The 16751-nt window shown below is 47.6% G+C and carries 10 protein-coding genes and 1 tRNA gene; 2 read left to right on the forward strand and 9 right to left on the reverse strand.

Annotated elements, in window-relative coordinates; genetic code table 11:
* Positions 1-8: 8 nt before the first annotated feature.
* Positions 9-81 (reverse strand) — tRNA-Thr (locus tag KUA48_RS00485).
* A gap of 164 nt (positions 82-245) precedes the next feature.
* Positions 246-2924, reverse strand: coding sequence for an ATP-dependent Clp protease ATP-binding subunit (locus tag KUA48_RS00490; protein ID WP_218433097.1), 2679 nt, complete (start codon positions 2922-2924; stop codon positions 246-248).
* A gap of 284 nt (positions 2925-3208) precedes the next feature.
* Between KUA48_RS00490 and gyrA the strand changes: the two genes are divergently transcribed.
* Both gyrA and KUA48_RS00500 read left to right on the forward strand, forming a co-directional pair.
* Positions 3209-5845, forward strand: coding sequence for a DNA gyrase subunit A (gyrA, locus tag KUA48_RS00495; RefSeq protein WP_118139554.1), 2637 nt, complete (start codon positions 3209-3211; stop codon positions 5843-5845).
* A 54-nt stretch (positions 5846-5899) separates the two neighbouring features.
* Entirely contained in the window at positions 5900-7108 is a 1209-nt protein-coding gene (locus KUA48_RS00500) for a hypothetical protein (RefSeq protein WP_218433095.1), read from the forward strand.
* 489 nt (positions 7109-7597) lie between these two features.
* Here the strand turns inward: KUA48_RS00500 and rpiB are convergent, their stop codons facing one another.
* The 7 genes from rpiB to KUA48_RS00535 form a co-directional block, all read right to left on the reverse strand.
* On the reverse strand, positions 7598-8041 hold the full coding sequence (gene rpiB, locus KUA48_RS00505; RefSeq protein ID WP_006846783.1) for a ribose 5-phosphate isomerase B: 444 nt from the start codon (positions 8039-8041) through the stop codon (positions 7598-7600).
* 156 nt (positions 8042-8197) lie between these two features.
* A complete protein-coding gene (locus KUA48_RS00510; protein ID WP_218433093.1) occupies positions 8198-10219 on the reverse strand; it encodes a transketolase in 2022 nt (673 codons plus the stop codon).
* 106 nt (positions 10220-10325) lie between these two features.
* The gene (locus tag KUA48_RS00515) at positions 10326-11900 is read right to left on the reverse strand and encodes an alpha-N-arabinofuranosidase (RefSeq protein ID WP_218433091.1); all 1575 of its coding nucleotides are present in this window, start codon (positions 11898-11900) and stop codon (positions 10326-10328) included.
* A gap of 79 nt (positions 11901-11979) precedes the next feature.
* Positions 11980-13572, reverse strand: coding sequence for a xylulokinase (locus KUA48_RS00520; protein ID WP_118254904.1), 1593 nt, complete (start codon positions 13570-13572; stop codon positions 11980-11982).
* A gap of 81 nt (positions 13573-13653) precedes the next feature.
* Entirely contained in the window at positions 13654-15195 is a 1542-nt protein-coding gene (gene araA, locus KUA48_RS00525) for an L-arabinose isomerase (protein ID WP_117693122.1), read from the reverse strand.
* Positions 15196-15261: 66 nt separating this feature from the next.
* Positions 15262-15960 carry an L-ribulose-5-phosphate 4-epimerase gene (locus tag KUA48_RS00530; RefSeq protein WP_006846778.1) on the reverse strand — a complete coding sequence of 233 codons (699 nt, stop codon included), beginning with the start codon at positions 15958-15960 and terminating at the stop codon, positions 15262-15264.
* A gap of 27 nt (positions 15961-15987) precedes the next feature.
* Positions 15988-16668 (reverse strand): NUDIX domain-containing protein, encoded by a 681-nt coding sequence (locus KUA48_RS00535; protein ID WP_040552774.1) that lies wholly within the window; start codon positions 16666-16668, stop codon positions 15988-15990.
* Positions 16669-16751 lie beyond the last annotated feature (83 nt).

Below are 16751 nucleotides of genomic sequence, written 5' to 3' on the forward strand. Positions count from 1 at the left end.
CAAGAAAGAGCCACGAGCGGGACTCGAACCCGCGACCCACGCATTACGAATGCGTTGCTCTACCAACTGAGCCATCATGGCTTTTTGCCCGAAAGCAGATGCAAAGGTAATGAATATTTTTTGAAATAAGAAATTATTGCCTAAACTTTTCTCGTGGTTAACTCTTATTAACTAAAGTTTGTTGGTTGCTATACCGGGTTCATAATAAAAGAGGGACTATCGCCAGTGGATAGTCCCTCTTCAGATTATAGTTTCTTGAATGTCAATTCTTCTTTTTTCGAATTTTTGCCTACCGAGATGGTGTCGCCTGGCTTCATTGTGCCATCGAGTAACATCTCGCAAACGGAATCTTCGATGTAGGTCTGGATGGCGCGGCGGAGTGGGCGGGCACCAAACTGCACATCGTATCCCTTCTTGGCTACCATCTCCTTTGCCTTTTCGGTAATCTGGAAATGGAATCCCAAGTCTTCTATTCTCTTGACCAGTCCTTCCAAGTCGAGGTCGATGATGCGCTTGATGGCATTGAGATCCAACTGGTCGAAGGTGATGATGTCATCGAGACGGTTCAGAAACTCTGGAGCAAACTGCTTGCTCAGACTCTTCTGGACGATGCTGCGGGCATACTCCTTGTCTTTCTCATCCATCGCCAATCCGCCTTTTATACCTGCAGAAGTAAAGCCGACGCCTCTGCCGAAATCTTTCAGCTGGCGGGTTCCTGCATTAGAGGTCATGATGATGATGGTGTTGCGGAAGTCGATAAGTCGGCCGTTGCCATCGGTGAGCCTTCCTTCGTCGAGTACCTGTAAGAGCAGGTTGAATACCTTGCTGTTGGCCTTCTCTATTTCGTCGAGCAATACGATGCTGTATGGTTTGCGGCGTACCTTTTCGGTCAGCTGTCCACCTTCGTTATAGCCTACGTATCCTGGAGGTGCACCTACCAGACGTGAGGCGTTGAAACTCTCGGAGAATTCGCTCATGTCTATTCTGATGAGTGAATCTTTCGAACCAAACATTTCCTCGGCAAGTTTCTGGGCAAGATAGGTCTTACCTACACCTGTAGGACCCAGGAACATGAATACGCCAATAGGATGGTTAGGGTCGCGCAAGCCTACACGGTTCCTCAGAATGGTCTTTACCATCTTGTTGATGGCATTATCCTGAGCAATCACCTTGTGCTTCAGGTTGTGTTCCAGATCTTTCAGACGTTTGCTTTCACCCTCTGCCATGCGTTGGGCCGGTACGCCGGTCATCATGCTGATAACGTTGGCAATGTCTTCGGCTGTCACCTCAACATATTCGCCAATCTCTCCCTGCTGCCATTGCGCCTTCATGTCCTCAATCTCTTTCTCGATCTTGGTCTGGGCATCTCTGCATGAGGCTGCCATCTCGAAGTTCTGGTTTGCTACAGCCTGCTGCTTCTTGCTGATTATCTTTTTCAGTTCTTTTTCCAGCTTGATATATGGAGCAGGAACACTTGCATTATTAATATGTACGCGCGAGCCGGCTTCATCTATCACGTCGATAGCCTTGTCTGGGAAGTGGCGGTCGGTGATATAGCGCTCTGTCAGTTTGACACATGTCTCGAGAGCCTCGTCTGTATATCTCACACAGTGATGCTTCTCGTAATGTTCCTTGATGTTGTGAAGTATCTGCAGGGTTTCTTCGCGTGTTGTCGGTTCAACGATAACCTTCTGAAAACGGCGCTCCAGGGCTCCATCCTTCTCAATGCTCTTGCGATACTCATCGAGCGTGGTGGCACCGATACACTGGATGACACCTCTTGCCAAGGCTGGCTTCAGAATGTTGGCAGCATCCATGCTTCCTTCACCGGAACCGGCGCCTATCATGGTATGAATCTCATCTATGAAGATGATGATTTCCGGATGGTTCTCAAGTTCCTTGATGACATTCTTGATGCGCTCTTCAAACTGTCCGCGGAATTTGGTTCCTGCAACGATGGCAGTCAGGTCGAGACTTATCAGACGCTTGTTGAAGAACATAGGCGATGTCTCCTGGTTGTTGATGAGCTGTGCCAGTCCTTCTACGATGGCACTCTTTCCTACGCCCGGTTCACCTATTAATACTGGGTTGTTCTTCTTTCTGCGTCCCAGAATCTCGAGCACACGCTGAATCTCCTTCTCTCTGCCCACTACAGGGTCCAGTTTTCCATCGGCTGCAGCCTTGGTCAGGTCGAAACTGAATTTGTCGATGGTAGGGGTGCTGCTCTTTTTGCGCGGAGTTCCATTTGAACGAGTAGACAGTCTCATCGGGTTCTGGTCCTTTTCCATATCGAATGGCTCTTCGTCAGTTTCCATCATGTCGTTCTGCTCGTTGTAGTCATCTTCTGTTTCTATTCCACCAGCCATCTCCAGGTTCTCTGCTTCCTCCTGCCTGTCAGCATCAGGGATTTCTGAATCTGGTGTTTGTGGTTCCATTTTGAAATCCTTCGGCTCTTCTGTCTTCTGCTCATCATCCTTGTCAGTAGGATAGAGCATTTCGATGGCACGGTCGTAGCTTAAGCCCAGTTGACTCAGCCAGTTGGCTACAGGGTTCTTGTCATTTCTCAAGATGGCAAGCAGCAGATGTCTTGGCTCTACAATCTTGGAGTGCTCGTAGTTGTTTGCCTCGCGGATAGAGTCTCTGATAATGCTGTCTGTTATCTGGCTGAATGGGATGTGGCTGTTCTCCTTCACGTTATCGGCAGGAGTTTCTTCCACACGCTTTTCCAGTTTGCTGTTAAGGACTCCGCTGAAAGCCATCGGACTGATGTCTGCGCCCTTCAGGAGCTTGTTGACATCGCTGTCGTTCTGGCTGATCAGACTCAGCATCAGATGCTCCACGCTGATTTCACTTCCCAAGGTGCGTGCTGCTTCTTTGCTACTTCTGTTCAGTATGTCCTGTATATGTGAAAACGGATTTATCATATTTGCTTATATTTTTAAATATCTCAGTGCAAAAGTACACATTATTTTCAATAATAGCAAATGATATGCCAACTTTTTTGCATTGTTAAAATACAAATAATGCTAAAATAATGCGATTTTTCGCCTCTAAAGCGTTTTAGTATCATTTTTTTTTGTATCTTTGTCGGGAATTTCAAAAGGGTAAAACGGCTTAGAACGCAAGGAAATGCCCTTAAACGCGATTTCCGAATGGAAAACAGGCGTTTTGAAAGTAACGAATAAACAATAATACATTAATATAAGAAATGGACGAAAATCAGACAATGGATCATGATAGAATCATGAAGATCAACATTGAGGAGGAGATGAAGTCGAGCTACATCGATTATTCGATGTCAGTTATCGTGGCTCGTGCCCTCCCTGATGTACGCGATGGTTTCAAGCCTGTGCACCGCCGTATTCTTTACGGTATGCTCGGCATTGGAAACACCAGTGACAAACCTTATAAGAAATGTGCGCGTGTTGTTGGTGAGGTGCTCGGTAAGTATCACCCTCACGGCGACTTTTCTGTTTACGGCGCTCTGGTGCGTATGGGACAGGAGTGGAACATGCGTTATACCTTGATTGACGGACAGGGTAACTTCGGTTCTGTTGACGGTGACTCTCCTGCTGCCATGCGTTATACAGAGTGCCGCCTCTCCAAGATGGGTGAGCATATCATGGATGACCTTGACAAGGAAACGGTTGATATGACCAACAACTTTGATGATACCCTTCAGGAACCTACCGTGATGCCTACCAAGATTCCTAATCTTCTGGTAAATGGTGGTAACGGTATTGCAGTAGGTATGGCTACCAATATGCCTACCCACAACCTGGGTGAGGTAATTGACGGTTGCTGTGCATACATTGATAATCCTGACATCGACACCGATGGATTGATGCAGTATATCCCTGCTCCTGACTTCCCAACCGGTGCTACCATCTATGGTATACAGGGTGTGAAGGATGCATACGAAACGGGTCGAGGCAGAATCGTGGTTCGTGCCACAGCCGAGATTGAAAGTGGTGAAAACCATGATAAGATTGTTATCACCGAGATTCCTTATGGTGTTAACAAGGAGCAGCTCGTGATGGCTATTGCTGACCTTGCCAAGGAAGGCAGAGTAGATGGCATCGCTAACGTAAACGATGAGTCTGGCCGTCAGGGTATGCGTATCGTTGTTGATGTGAAGCGTGATGCCAATGCCAATGTTCTTCTGAACAAACTCTTTAAGCTGACAGCTCTTCAGAGTTCATTCTCAGTGAATTGCATCGCTCTTGTTAATGGCCGTCCACGTCTTTTGAGCTTGAAGGAGTGTGTGAAGTATTTCGTAGAGCATCGGCATGATGTTACGATCCGCCGCACCCAGTTCGAACTGAAGAAGGCTCAGGAGCGTGCTCATATTCTCGAGGGCTTGATCATTGCCTGCGACAACATCGACGAGGTGGTACATATTATCAGAGCCAGCAAGACTCCTTCTGATGCTCAGCGCAACTTGGAGAAGCGCTTCGAACTCGATGAGCTTCAGAGTAAGGCCATCGTTGATATGCGCCTCAGCCAGTTGACAGGCTTGCGTCTGGAGCAGTTGCACAATGAATTTAACGAGTTGATGAAGACCATCGACTACTTGAACCAGATTCTGAACGATCCTGAGCTCTGCAAGAAGGTAATGAAGGATGAACTCAACGAGGTGAAGGAGAAGTATGGTGACGCACGTCGCACCATGATTAAGCCAGATGACCATGAGTTCAATCCAGAAGACTTCTATCCAAACGACCCAGTGGTTATCACCGTGAGTCATCTCGGATATATCAAGCGCACCCCATTGTCAGAGTTCCGTGAGCAGGCTCGTGGTGGAGTAGGTTCTAAGGGAGCCCGTACCCGTGATAAGGACTTCACCGAGTATATCTATCCTGCTACCATGCACCAGACCATGCTGTTCTTCACCAAGAAGGGCCGCTGCTACTGGTTGAAGTGTTACGAGATTCCTGAGGGCGACCGCAATTCCAAGGGTCGTGCCATCCAGAACCTCCTCAACATCGAGAGCGATGACCAGGTGAATGCATTCCTCCGCCTCAGAGGCTTGAACGACGCTGAGTTCATCAACAACCATTACGTAGTATTCGCTACCAAGAATGGTACGGTGAAGAAGACTTGTCTGGAGGCATATTCCCGTCCACGTGCCAACGGTGTGATAGCTATCAACATCGTAGAGGGCGATGAGGTGGTAGATGTTCGTCTGACAAATGGTCATAACGAACTGATTATTGCCAACCGCAATGGTCGTGCTGTCCGTTTCGACGAGAACGAGATTCGTACAATGGGCCGTACATCTACCGGTGTTCGTGGTATGCGCCTCGATGAGGGTAATGATGCTGTAGTAGGTATGATTGTTGTCAACGATCCTGAGAAGGAAACCGTGATGGTAGTGAGCGAGCAGGGTTATGGTAAGCGTTCTGATGTACTCGATTACCGCGTTACCAAGCGTGGCGGTAAGGGTGTGAAGACCCTGAATATTACCGATAAGACCGGTCGACTGGTAGCTATCAAGAACGTAACCGATGATAACGACCTCATGATTATCAACCAGAGTGGTATCGTAATTCGTCTTGCCGTAGCTGATTGCCGTGTCATGGGCCGTGCTACTCAGGGTGTCCGCCTCATCAATCTTGCCAAGAAGAATGATGTCATTGCCAGCGTATGCAAGGTGATGAGTTCTGAGCTCGAGGCTTCTGTAGAAGAGGAGAGCCGTTCTGCCTGGGCTAAGAAGAGCGAGGAGATAGAGAATGATACCGTAGGTGCCAAGACTGCTGAAGAGGCTGCTGAGGCTGAGGCTCATCTCGCTGACGAAGCATCTGAAGCTGAGGATACCGATTCGGGCAACGTAGATTTCGAATAAAAGAAAAGACGCGTAAAAAATAAATAACAACAACTTTTAAACTCATTAAGAAAAATGAAAAAGTTTTTAGTAGCTGCAATGATGGTACTAGGTGCCACATCAGCATTCGCAGGCGACAGTGACGCTCTCAAGGCGGTCATGAAGGCTAAGTCTTATGCCGAGGCTGAGGCTTTGGTTAAGCAGAATTTGGGTCAGATGGCTAACGATGCAGAGAAGGCCAAGGCTTACAACAAGCTCGTTGATCTCGCTATGAAGCAGTTCAACGACCAGCAGAGCATCCAGCAGACCAATCAGATCATGAAGAAGAACGACCCGGTTGACGAGGCTGCTATGTCTGAGGGCGCTTACAATGCATTGATCAATGCTATTGAGTGCTACAAGTACGACCAGCTTCCTAACGCTAAGGGTAAGGTTGCTCCTAAGTTTAACAACAACGCTAGCCGTGTATGGGGTGCTCGTGTTCAGCTCGTTAATGCGGGTCAGACAGCAGCCCAGAACAATAAGGCTGATGAGGTATTGAAGTATTGGGGTGCATTCCTCGATACAGACAATGAGCCTCTCTTCGCTTCTGTAGACCAGAAGCAGAAGGATGGCGAGAAGGAGTATATCGGTCAGGTTGCTCTCTTTGCAGCCCGTTATGCATACCAGGCTAAGGATGCTGCCCGTTGCGAGAAGTATTGCGACATCGCCATGAAGAGTGAGAAGGAGGCTAAGGATGCCCTCAACCTCAAGCTCTATGTGATGAAGGATGGCTTGAAGACTCACGAGGATTCTCTTGCCTATGTTAACAAGCTCAAGGATATCTTTGCAAAGGACGAGACCAATGAGGTTGTTCTTGATGGTTTGAACTCTATGTACTCTTCATTGAAGATGGAGAAGGAGCAGGCTGAACTTTTGGACAATGCTATCGCAAAGAACCCTAACAACTTTGTAGCTCTTGCCAACAAGGGTATGATGTATATCCAGAAGAACGATGCAGACAACGCTATCAAGTGTTTGAAGCAGGCTCTTGCTGCAAAGGAGGATAACGTAGTTGTTCTTACTTATCTGGGTGCTTGCTACAACAGCAAGGCTGGTAACTTGCAGGATCCTAACGGCCGCAAGGTTGTTTACCAGGAGGCTATCAAAGTTCTCGACAAGGCTAAGCAGCTCGATCCAGAGAAGGCTCAGGCTAACTGGGGTTACACCCGTTACCAGGCTTACTATGGCTACTATGGTCCTAATGCACCTGAGACCAAGCAGGCTGAGGCTGAGAGCAAGTAAAGTTTAAGCTTCAAATAAGTATTTGATTCTCATAGGGGGATGTCACCTAGTGTGGCATCCCTTTTTTTTGTTTCTTTGACATAGGGTTGTTCCGGTAAAATAACAAATAGAACTGTGTTTTTAGTGGCTAAATGATTGATAAAAACATCAGCGAGTAATGTTGGTTTGCTATAGGCGTCCATCAGCTGGTCTACGCATGCACAACAGGTGTTGTGCGAGCGCATATCAGCTGTTATGCAAGCGCACAACAGCTGTTGTGCGGCCTACGGAGTTAACTTCTCCGATAACCTATACTATCTTTTCCGACAACTTCATCTGTCTTTTCTGACAACTTCTTCCGCATTCTGCGATTGTATCTTACGCTTGCGTGCATTTATTGAAGTTGTTCATGTGTCGTAAAAAGCTTCTTGGTATGTCCGTATTCCATAAAAATAGGCTGAGCCATCATGCGATGACTCAGCCTTAATTCTTTTTTATCCATTCAGAACTTTACTGCTGAACAGGAATCTTCTTGACGCGACGCTCGTGACGGCCACCCTCGAATGTTGTGGCAAAGAACTCGTCGAGAATAGCCTCGGCGGTCTTGTTGTCTACGAAACGACCTGGAAGTACCAATACGTTGGCATCGTTGTGCTGACGAACCAAATGAGCAATCTCCTTGCACCATGCCAATCCGGCACGTACACCCTGATGCTTATTCAATGTCATGGCGATACCTTCGCCGCTGCCGCAAATGCCGATACCTGGATATACTTCGCCGCTCTCAATGCCTTTAGCAAGAGCATGACCGAAGTCAGGATAGTCTACACTCGCATCGCTGTATGTACCATAATCCTTTACAGGATAACCCTTCTTTTCCAAATATTCCAATACAAATTGCTTCAATGGAAAACCTGCGTGATCGCATGCAATACCAACTGTCTTTACTTCCATAATACTTAAGTTTTTAAGTGAAGAAAACGGGGTAAACCCTTATCCTTCACAAGGTTAATATTAAAAGAGTGAAAGGAGTCGGATGCCGGAAATGGAAATCTGCCATCCTGCAAAATCTCCAACTCCAGCTTCCAACTCCTGTTTAGTTTATGCTAATTAAGCCTCTGCCAAGAAAGCCTTTACCTGCTTGTAAACGTTCTCGCCTGTGTAACCGAGCTTCTCATCAAGTACCTTGTAAGGAGCTGAGAAACCGAAGCTCTCCATACCCCAAACCTTACCATTAGCGCCTACGAGACCCTGGAGTGTTACAGGAAGACCGGCAGTCATACCGAAGATCTTAGCGTTCTTTGGCAATACGCTCTCCTGATATTCCTTGCTCTGACCGCGGAACAAGCCCTCTGATGGAGCACTTACCACGCGAACCTTGATGCCGTCGGCACGCAAAGCCTCGCAACCAGCCTCCAATGTAGAAACCTCAGAACCGCTAGCTACCAAGATAACGTCTGGATTCTCGTCGCTGCCTGCTACGATGTAAGCACCCTTGGCTGCCTGCTCATAGTCTGTTCCCTCTGGCAACTTAGCGATGCCCTGGCGAGAGAAGATCAAAGCTGTAGGAGTCTCAACATTCTCCATAGCGAGCTTCCAGCAAACTGTAGTCTCGTCAGCATCAGCTGGACGGAATACGCGAACGCTGTCCTTACCTGCGTGGTTCTTCAATTTCTCCATGAGGCGAATCTGTGCTTCCTGCTCAACTGGCTCGTGAGTAGGTCCATCCTCACCAACGCGGAATGCATCGTGAGTCCAGATGAACTTCACTGGAACCTGCATCAGGGCTGCGATACGTACAGCTGGCTTCATATAATCAGAGAATACGAAGAATGTACCCATTGCTGCAACCACACCTCCGTGGAGCATCATACCAATACACATATCTGCCATAGTCAACTCTGCAACACCAGCCTGGAAGAAAGCACCAGAGAAGTCACCGCGAACGATGCTCTTGGTCTTCTTCAAGAAACCGTCTGTCTTATCAGAGTTAGAAAGGTCAGCTGAAGCACAGATCATGTTAGGAACCTGCTCTGCCAAAACGCCGAGACAAGCAGCAGATGCTGCACGTGTAGCTGAACCAGCCTTCTGCTCAACCTTGCTCCAGTCTACCTTAGGAGACTTGCCGCTGAACCACTCATCCATCTGGGCAGCCTTCTCTGGGTTAGCCTTGCGCCACTCAGCCTCTGCAGCCTTGCGCTCAGCTACGATCTTCTTCAACTCCTCAGCACGCTTAGCGTAGATTTCCTTTACATCGTCGAAGATAACGAATGCATTCTCAGGATCACCACCCAGGTTCTTGATAGTATTTACGTAAGCGTCGCCACCGAGAGGAGCACCGTGAGTATTGATGCAAGCCTCGTAGCTTGTGCCGTCTGCGCGGAGAGCACCCTTACCCATTACGGTCTTACCGATGATGAGGGTAGGGCGGTCCTGCTCCTTCTGGGCAGCATCGAGCGCCTCACGAATCTGAGCTACGTCGTTACCGTTGATCTTGATGACATTCCAGCCCCAAGCCTTGTACTTCATCTCTGTATCCTCGTTCATAACAACGCCACACTCTGTAGAGAGCTGGATGTCGTTAGAATCGTAGAACATGATGAGGTTGTTCAGACCGAGGTTACCGGCGATACGACCAACACCCTGAGAAATCTCTTCCTCTACAGCACCATCAGAGATGTATGCGTAGATCTTGTGCTGCATCATGGTTGAACCCAGACGAGCCTCGAGGAACTTCTCTGCAACAGCTGCACCAGCTGCGAGGGCATGACCCTGACCGAGAGGACCAGATGAGTTCTCGATACCACGCTGAAGGTCGAGCTCTGGGTGACCAGGAGTTACAGAACCCCACTGGCGGAACTGCTTGAGGTCTTCCATAGAGAAGAAACCACGCAAAGCCAAACCAGCATAGAGCATAGGGCTCATGTGACCTGGGTCGAGGAAGAAGCGGTCACGGCCAGTCCATGTTGGATCTGCTGGATCATAAACCAGGTACTCAGAGAAGAGCACGTTGATGAAGTCAGAACCACCCATAGCACCACCTGGGTGACCGGAATTTGCCTTTTCTACCATTGAAGCAGCCAAGATACGGATGTTATCAGCTGCATGATTCATTACTTTAATGTCGTTCATAATTTTATATTTATTATTGTTGTTATTTCTGCTGAAATATTCTTGTTTTTCTAGCTCTGAAGGCTACTCAAAAGAAGGATACTTCCTTTTTTCGCCTTCAAAGATACTATTTTATTTTCAAAACTACGATAGATTTTGCAGGAATTTTTACCTTAAGGGTGTTTTTCTTTACTTTTGCATCCTTAAAAACTGCAGGCTTCACTACATCCGGGTGTGCGAAGTCGTTGTAATCGCTCACCTTGTTGCAGGAAAGAATCTGTCCTGTTACAGTTTTTGGAGCAGCTGCACCATCCAGATTAAACTCTACCTGCTGAGCCTTGTCAAGACTGACATTGGCAAGAGCAACCACAATGGTTCCATCTGCCTTCTTGGCTGCTGAAGTAGATACCAATGGAATCTTTCTTCCATCTTTTGCATGATCATCGCCGCGAACATCCATAGAGTCGCACTTTACATCCATTGGGAGATAGGTTGCCTCCTGGAAGTCCTTGTACATGTTGAATACATGATAGGTTGGAGTCAGAACCATGTGACCTGTTCCCTTTGTATCTGTCAGGATCATTGATTGGAGTACGTTGACAATCTGTGCGATATTGGTCATCTTCACACGCTCTGTATGGCGGTGGAATACATTCAGCGAGAGTGCTGCAACGAAGGCATCGCGCATACAGTTCTGCTGATAGAGGTGGCCCTTGATAGTGCCAGGCTCCTCATCCCACCAGGTTCCCCATTCGTCAACGAGGAGGGCTACCTGCTTCTTTGGATCAGCCTTGTCCATGATAGCCTCGTGCTTCTTGATGACATCTTCTATGCCGAGCGCCTTGCCCATGGTCCAGTAGTAATCCTCATTGTTGAACTTGGTGGCAGAACCCTTGCTGCCTGACCAGCCTGTTACTGTATAATAATGTAGAGAGATGGCGTTGGCACGGTTGCCGATACGGTCCATCAATACCTTAGTCCAGTTATAATCGTAATCGCTCGCTCCAGATGCAATCTTATAGAGCTGGTTCCCGTCATAGTTGCGGCAATAAACAGAGTAGCGGCGGAAGAGATCTGAATAATACTCAGGACGCATGTTGCCACCGCAGCCCCAACTTTCGTTACCAACACCGAGGTATTTTACCTTCCAAGCCTTGTCGCGGCCGTTCTGTCGGCGGAGTTTTGCCATAGGAGTATCTCCATCGCTGGTCATATATTCCACCCACTTTGCCAATTCCTCAACAGTGCCGGAACCCACGTTACCGCTGATGTAAGGCTCGCAACCCAACATCTCGCAGAGATTCAGAAACTCGTGTGTACCGAAAGAGTTGTCCTCAATGGTTCCACCCCAGTTGTTGTTCTGCATCTTTGGTCGCTTCTCACGTGGACCGATACCATCCATCCAGTGATACTCGTCAGCGAAGCATCCTCCAGGCCATCTTAATACAGGCACTTTCAGGTCCTTGAGGGCTTGGAGCACGTCGTTGCGGTAACCCTGAGTGTTAGGAATCTTAGAATCAGGACCTACCCAAAGACCACCATAGATGCAACTTCCGAGATGCTCGGCAAACTGGCCATAAATCTCTTTATTGATTTTCTGTGTTCCCTGGTTGGCATGGATTGTTCCTGTTACATCCTGAGCTTGAGCTGAGAATGCAACTGCTGTTGAAAGCAATGTGGTAGCGAATAGTTTCTTCATCATTGTTCTTATTAATTGTTGTCGATTTTTAGTATAATACGTTTGTGGAGGTAGAATCCCCACAAACGTATTTATCGTTTAGTTACTTTTTGTTCTCAACTGCTGCCTTTTCGATAGCAAGACCAGCCTTGTAGGTTTCAATATATTTATCAAAACCGGCTACATCTTCGGCAGTAGGTGCAATCTCTACACCAGTATTGCCTGCAAATACCTTCTTGTCGAGATAATCTGCCAGGCTCAACTTCTCTTCGTTGTTAACGAGATAACCTGCGAGCAGAGCGATACCCCATGCACCACCTTCGCCTGCTGTCTCCATGACAGAGATAGGGGAGTTAATGGCTGCAGCGAGGATGCGCTGACCTACACCCTTGGTCTTAAACAAACCGCCATGACCTGTGATGCGATCTACCTGTACCTTCTCGTCCTTGAACAATACATCGTTACCAATCTTCAATACAGCTACTGAAGCATAGAGGTTGGCACGCATGAAGTTGGCAAGGTTGAAGTGGTCGTTGGCAGAACGTACGAACATAGGACGACCTTCTGCAAGACCTGTTACAGGCTCACCAGAGATATAGTTGTAAGCAATCAATCCTCCGCAATCAGCATCGCCTTCAAGAGCGTGGTTGTAGAGCTTGCCGAATACCTCGTTCATATCTACTGGAACACCGAGCAACTCCTGATATTGCTTGAACAAACCTACCCATGCATTGAGGTCGGAAGTACAGTTGTTGCAGTGAACCATTGCTACAGGGCTACCGTCTGGAGTAGTCACCATATCAATGACTTCGTAAGGTTGGCTCAAGGCTTTCTCCAATACAATCATAGAGAAAGAAGATGTACCTGCACTGACGTTACCTGTGCGCTGACGTACAGCGTTGGTAGCTACCATACCAGTACCTGCATCACCTTCTGGAGGACAGAGTGGGGTGCCTGCCTGGAGTGTGCCTGATGGGTCGAGCTTCTTTGCACCTTCCTCGGTCAATACGCCAGCATCTTCGCCTGCGTTCAGCACCTCAGGGAGAATGTCGAGAATCTTCCAGCCCAGGTTCTTAGGCTCGATGAGCTTATCGAACTTAGCTACCATCTCTGCATCGTAGTTGTTGGTGTTAGAGTCGATAGGGAGCATACCTGATGCATCGCCTACGCCCAAAACCTTCTTGCCTGTGAGCTGCCAGTGGATATAACCGGCGAGAGTGGTAAGGAAGTCAATCTTGTTGATGTGGTTCTCACCATTCAGGATAGCCTGATATACGTGAGAGATACTCCAACGCAATGGGATGTTGAAGTGGAAGAGTTCTGAAAGTTCAGCTGCAGCCTTGGCTGTATTGGTGTTACGCCATGTGCGGAAAGGAACGAGAATGTTCTCATCCTTACCGAAAGCCATGTAGCCGTGCATCATCGCAGAAATACCGATGGCAGCCAACTGCTTGATTTCGCAGTCGTACTCAGCCTTCACGTTCTTGCGGAGGTCGGCATAACAATCCTGCAAACCTTTCCAGATTGTGTCGATGCTGTAAGTCCAGAGACCATCAACCAACTGGTTTTCCCACTCAAAGCTACCCTGTGCGATAGGGTTGTTGTCGGTGTCGATCAAGACAGCCTTGATTCTGGTAGAGCCAAACTCGATACCGAGAATGGCCTTACCTGATTCTATAATAGTTTTTGCGCTCATTATTGATTCTTTCTTTAATGTAAGGAACAAAGAGAAAAGCAATGGAATTCTTCACTCTTCGTTCTTCACTCTTCACTTAAATTATCTCAACGCCTTGTTGAGCATGTAGTAAATCTCGTTGTTGCGGAGCTGCTGCTTGAAGCTGCTGATAGTTGTGTTCTTGTCGATGTTGACGAACTCAATACCGAGAATCTCGCAGAAGTCTTCCCAGTACTCAGCAGTGATATCGTAAGAGAATGCACTGTGGTGAGTACCACCAGCGAGGATCCAAGCACCTGCACCAATCTCGAAGGTTGGCTGTGGAACCCAGAGAGCTGAAGCTACAGGGAGCTTAGGCATTGCCTTTGGCTCGATGCACTCTACCTCACTTGCGATGAGACGGAAACGGTTGCCGAGGTCAACTACAGTTGCCTTAACACCCTTACCTGTCTTAGATGTGAATACCAAACGGGCAGTCTGCTGCTTGCGGATACCGATGCCGAGGAAGTGAACCTCGAGCTTTGGCTTGTCTGTTGCAATCAATGGGCATACCTCGAGCATGTGGCTCTGGAGGCTAGATGTGCGGTCGGCAGCGAAGTTGAGTGTGTAGTCCTCGAGGAATGAGCAACCCTTCTCCAAGCCCTGGTTCATTACCCAGAGTGTGCGGTAGAGGCAAGCTGTCTTCCAGTCACCCTCTGCACCGAAACCATAACCCTCTGCCATCAGGCGCTGTGAAGCCAAACCAGGAATCTGGTCGAAACCGCAGAAGTTTGGATCGTCGATGTCAGCATCGCCGAGGTCATCGAAGTTGGTTGTGAATGCTACTGCGTTCTCATCCTTCAATACGCGACGGAGAGCGATCTCAGCCTTAGCTGCGTTCTTCACCTTCTCCCAATAAACTTCCTCGCCAGACTCATCAATCTTGATGGTGTACTCCTTCTTGTACTCCTCAACGAGAGCATCAGCTTCTGCATCAGTTACCTTCTTGTAGTATTCCATGAGTGAAGATACTGGGTAGTAATCTACGTGGTAACCCAAGCGCTGTTCGAACTCTACGCGGTCACCATCTGTTACGGCAACGTTGTTCATGTTCATACCGAACATCAAGCAGCGTACGTTGTGAGCATCAGCAACACCAGCAGCTACGCGAGCCCATGTTGCAATCTGCTTCTGAGCCTCTTCGCTCTTCCAGTAACCTACAACTACCTTTCTAGGGATGCGCATACGGGTGCAGATGTGACCGAACTCGATGTCGCCGTGGGCTGACTGGTTGAGGTTCATGAAATCCATATCGATAGAATCCCAAGGGAGTTCTGCATTGTACTGAGTGTGGAAGTGGAGGAGAGGCTTCTCGAGAGCCTGCAAGCCCTTGATCCACATCTTAGCTGGAGAGAAGGTGTGCATCCATGTGATGATACCTACGCACTTCTCATCGTTGTTGGCAGCCTTCATGACAGCCTCAACTTCTGCAGAAGAGTTAGCTGTGCCCTTATAAACTACCTTGATTGGGATGATGCCACTGTTGTTCAGACCATCTACCATGTCCTTTGAGTGACCATCAACTATCTTAACTGTTTCGCCTCCGTAAAGAAGCTGTGCACCAGTTACAAACCATACCTCTAAATTTTCAAATGCTTTAATCATGATTGTTTGTTGTATTAATTGTTATTGTTAATGTGATTTAATATCTTTATTTGAAACACGCTTTAATTAGTGCTTTTTCTGTCCGTAGTAAGCGTTAGGACCGTGCTTGCGGTTGAAGTGCTTCTCTACGAGCAATGGGTTCATGGTGGTGTTTGGATTAACAGAGAATGAGATGAAAGCCATCTTTGCTACCTGTTCAGCTACTACTGCGTGATAAACAGCCTGGTCAGCATCCTTACCCCATGTAAAAGGACCATGGTTCTTAACCAATACGCCAGGAGTATGAACTGGGTTGATGTTATCTTTCTTGAAACGGTCAACGATGACAACACCTGTGTTGTGCTCATATTCTGCCATCATATCCTCTGTCATCGCATCAGTGCAAGGGATGCAATCGTGGAAGTAATCAGCATGAGTTGTACCAATGTTAGGGATGTCCAAGCCAGCCTGTGCCCAAGCGGTAGCATAAGTAGAGTGAGTATGAACTACGCCACCCAACTCTGGGAATGCGCGGTAGAGAACCAGGTGAGTTGGTGTATCTGATGATGGATTCAGATCGCCTTCTACTACCTTACCTGTTTCCAAGTCTACCACTACCATATCGCTAGCCTTCATGGTGTCATAATCGACGCCTGATGGTTTGATGACAACCAGACCTTTCTCGCGGTCGATACCACTTACATTTCCCCATGTAAAGAGCACGAGGTTGTGCTTAACGAGATCAAGGTTTGCCTTGAACACTTTTTCTTTTAATTCTTCTAACATAATATCTTTTGTTTTAAGTTGTTTATTCTATTTCAAGTTGAACGATGGGTCTTCCTCGTATGCTTTCTTGTTGAAGCGGTAGAGGGCGGCGCCTCGTTTCGAGTTGACTTTATCGATGAGTTCTGTTTTCTCGATGAAGTCGATATCCTTCACGCGTTTGCGGAAGTTGCGCTTATCAATCTCTTCGCCTATTACTGCCTCGAATACATGCTGAAGCTGTGTCAGCGTAAAGAGGTCTGGGAGGAGTTTGAAGCTTAATGGCTCATGATTGATGCGGCGGCGTATCTGTGCGATAGCGTTGCGGATCATGAGTTTGTGGTCTGAGTAAAGTTCTGGAAGTTCGTTCAGACTAACCCATTCCAATCCGTGTTCTACACGGAGGCTGTCATCATAGTCTTTCACATTGATGAGAGTGCAATAGGCGATAGAGATAACTCGCTCACCTGGGTCACGGTCGATGCGGCCGAAAGCTCCTACTTGTCTTATATAGAGGTTTTTCATTCCAGTAAGTTCCAGGATGACCCTGTTGGCAGCATCTTCGAGATTTTCTGTTGCGCCAACGAAACCACCATAGAGTGACCATTCGCCTCTTCCCGGGTCCATCTTGCGTTTGCCTATCAGTACCTGGAGGTTACTACCGTCGAAACCGAAAATGATACAATCGACGGATACTAATACTTTGGAGTATTCATTATAAAACTGGGTCATGGTCTTTCTGCTGTTTTGATGTAATGATTCAATGTATGTATAGTTGTGTTCTTTTGCTTGCTCTTCATAGAGCAGGTTCGAGA

The sequence above is a fragment of the Segatella copri genome (assembly GCF_019249795.2).
GTDB classification, from domain to species: Bacteria; Bacteroidota; Bacteroidia; order Bacteroidales; family Bacteroidaceae; genus Prevotella; species Prevotella copri_B.

Excerpts from the sequence above, each read along its gene's own strand:
- KUA48_RS00510 (WP_218433093.1), bottom strand. The coding sequence starts at position 10,219 with ATGAACGACATTAAAGTAATGAATCATGCAGCTGATAACATCCGTATC.
- KUA48_RS00530 (WP_006846778.1), bottom strand. The coding sequence starts at position 15,960 with ATGTTAGAAGAATTAAAAGAAAAAGTGTTCAAGGCAAACCTTGATCTC.
- gyrA (WP_118139554.1), top strand. The coding sequence starts at position 3,209 with ATGGACGAAAATCAGACAATGGATCATGATAGAATCATGAAGATCAAC.
- araA (WP_117693122.1), bottom strand. The coding sequence starts at position 15,195 with ATGATTAAAGCATTTGAAAATTTAGAGGTATGGTTTGTAACTGGTGCA.
- rpiB (WP_006846783.1), bottom strand. The coding sequence starts at position 8,041 with ATGGAAGTAAAGACAGTTGGTATTGCATGCGATCACGCAGGTTTTCCA.
- KUA48_RS00535 (WP_040552774.1), bottom strand. The coding sequence starts at position 16,668 with ATGACCCAGTTTTATAATGAATACTCCAAAGTATTAGTATCCGTCGAT.
- KUA48_RS00515 (WP_218433091.1), bottom strand. The coding sequence starts at position 11,900 with ATGATGAAGAAACTATTCGCTACCACATTGCTTTCAACAGCAGTTGCA.
- KUA48_RS00520 (WP_118254904.1), bottom strand. The coding sequence starts at position 13,572 with ATGAGCGCAAAAACTATTATAGAATCAGGTAAGGCCATTCTCGGTATC.
- KUA48_RS00500 (WP_218433095.1), top strand. The coding sequence starts at position 5,900 with ATGAAAAAGTTTTTAGTAGCTGCAATGATGGTACTAGGTGCCACATCA.
- KUA48_RS00490 (WP_218433097.1), bottom strand. The coding sequence starts at position 2,924 with ATGATAAATCCGTTTTCACATATACAGGACATACTGAACAGAAGTAGC.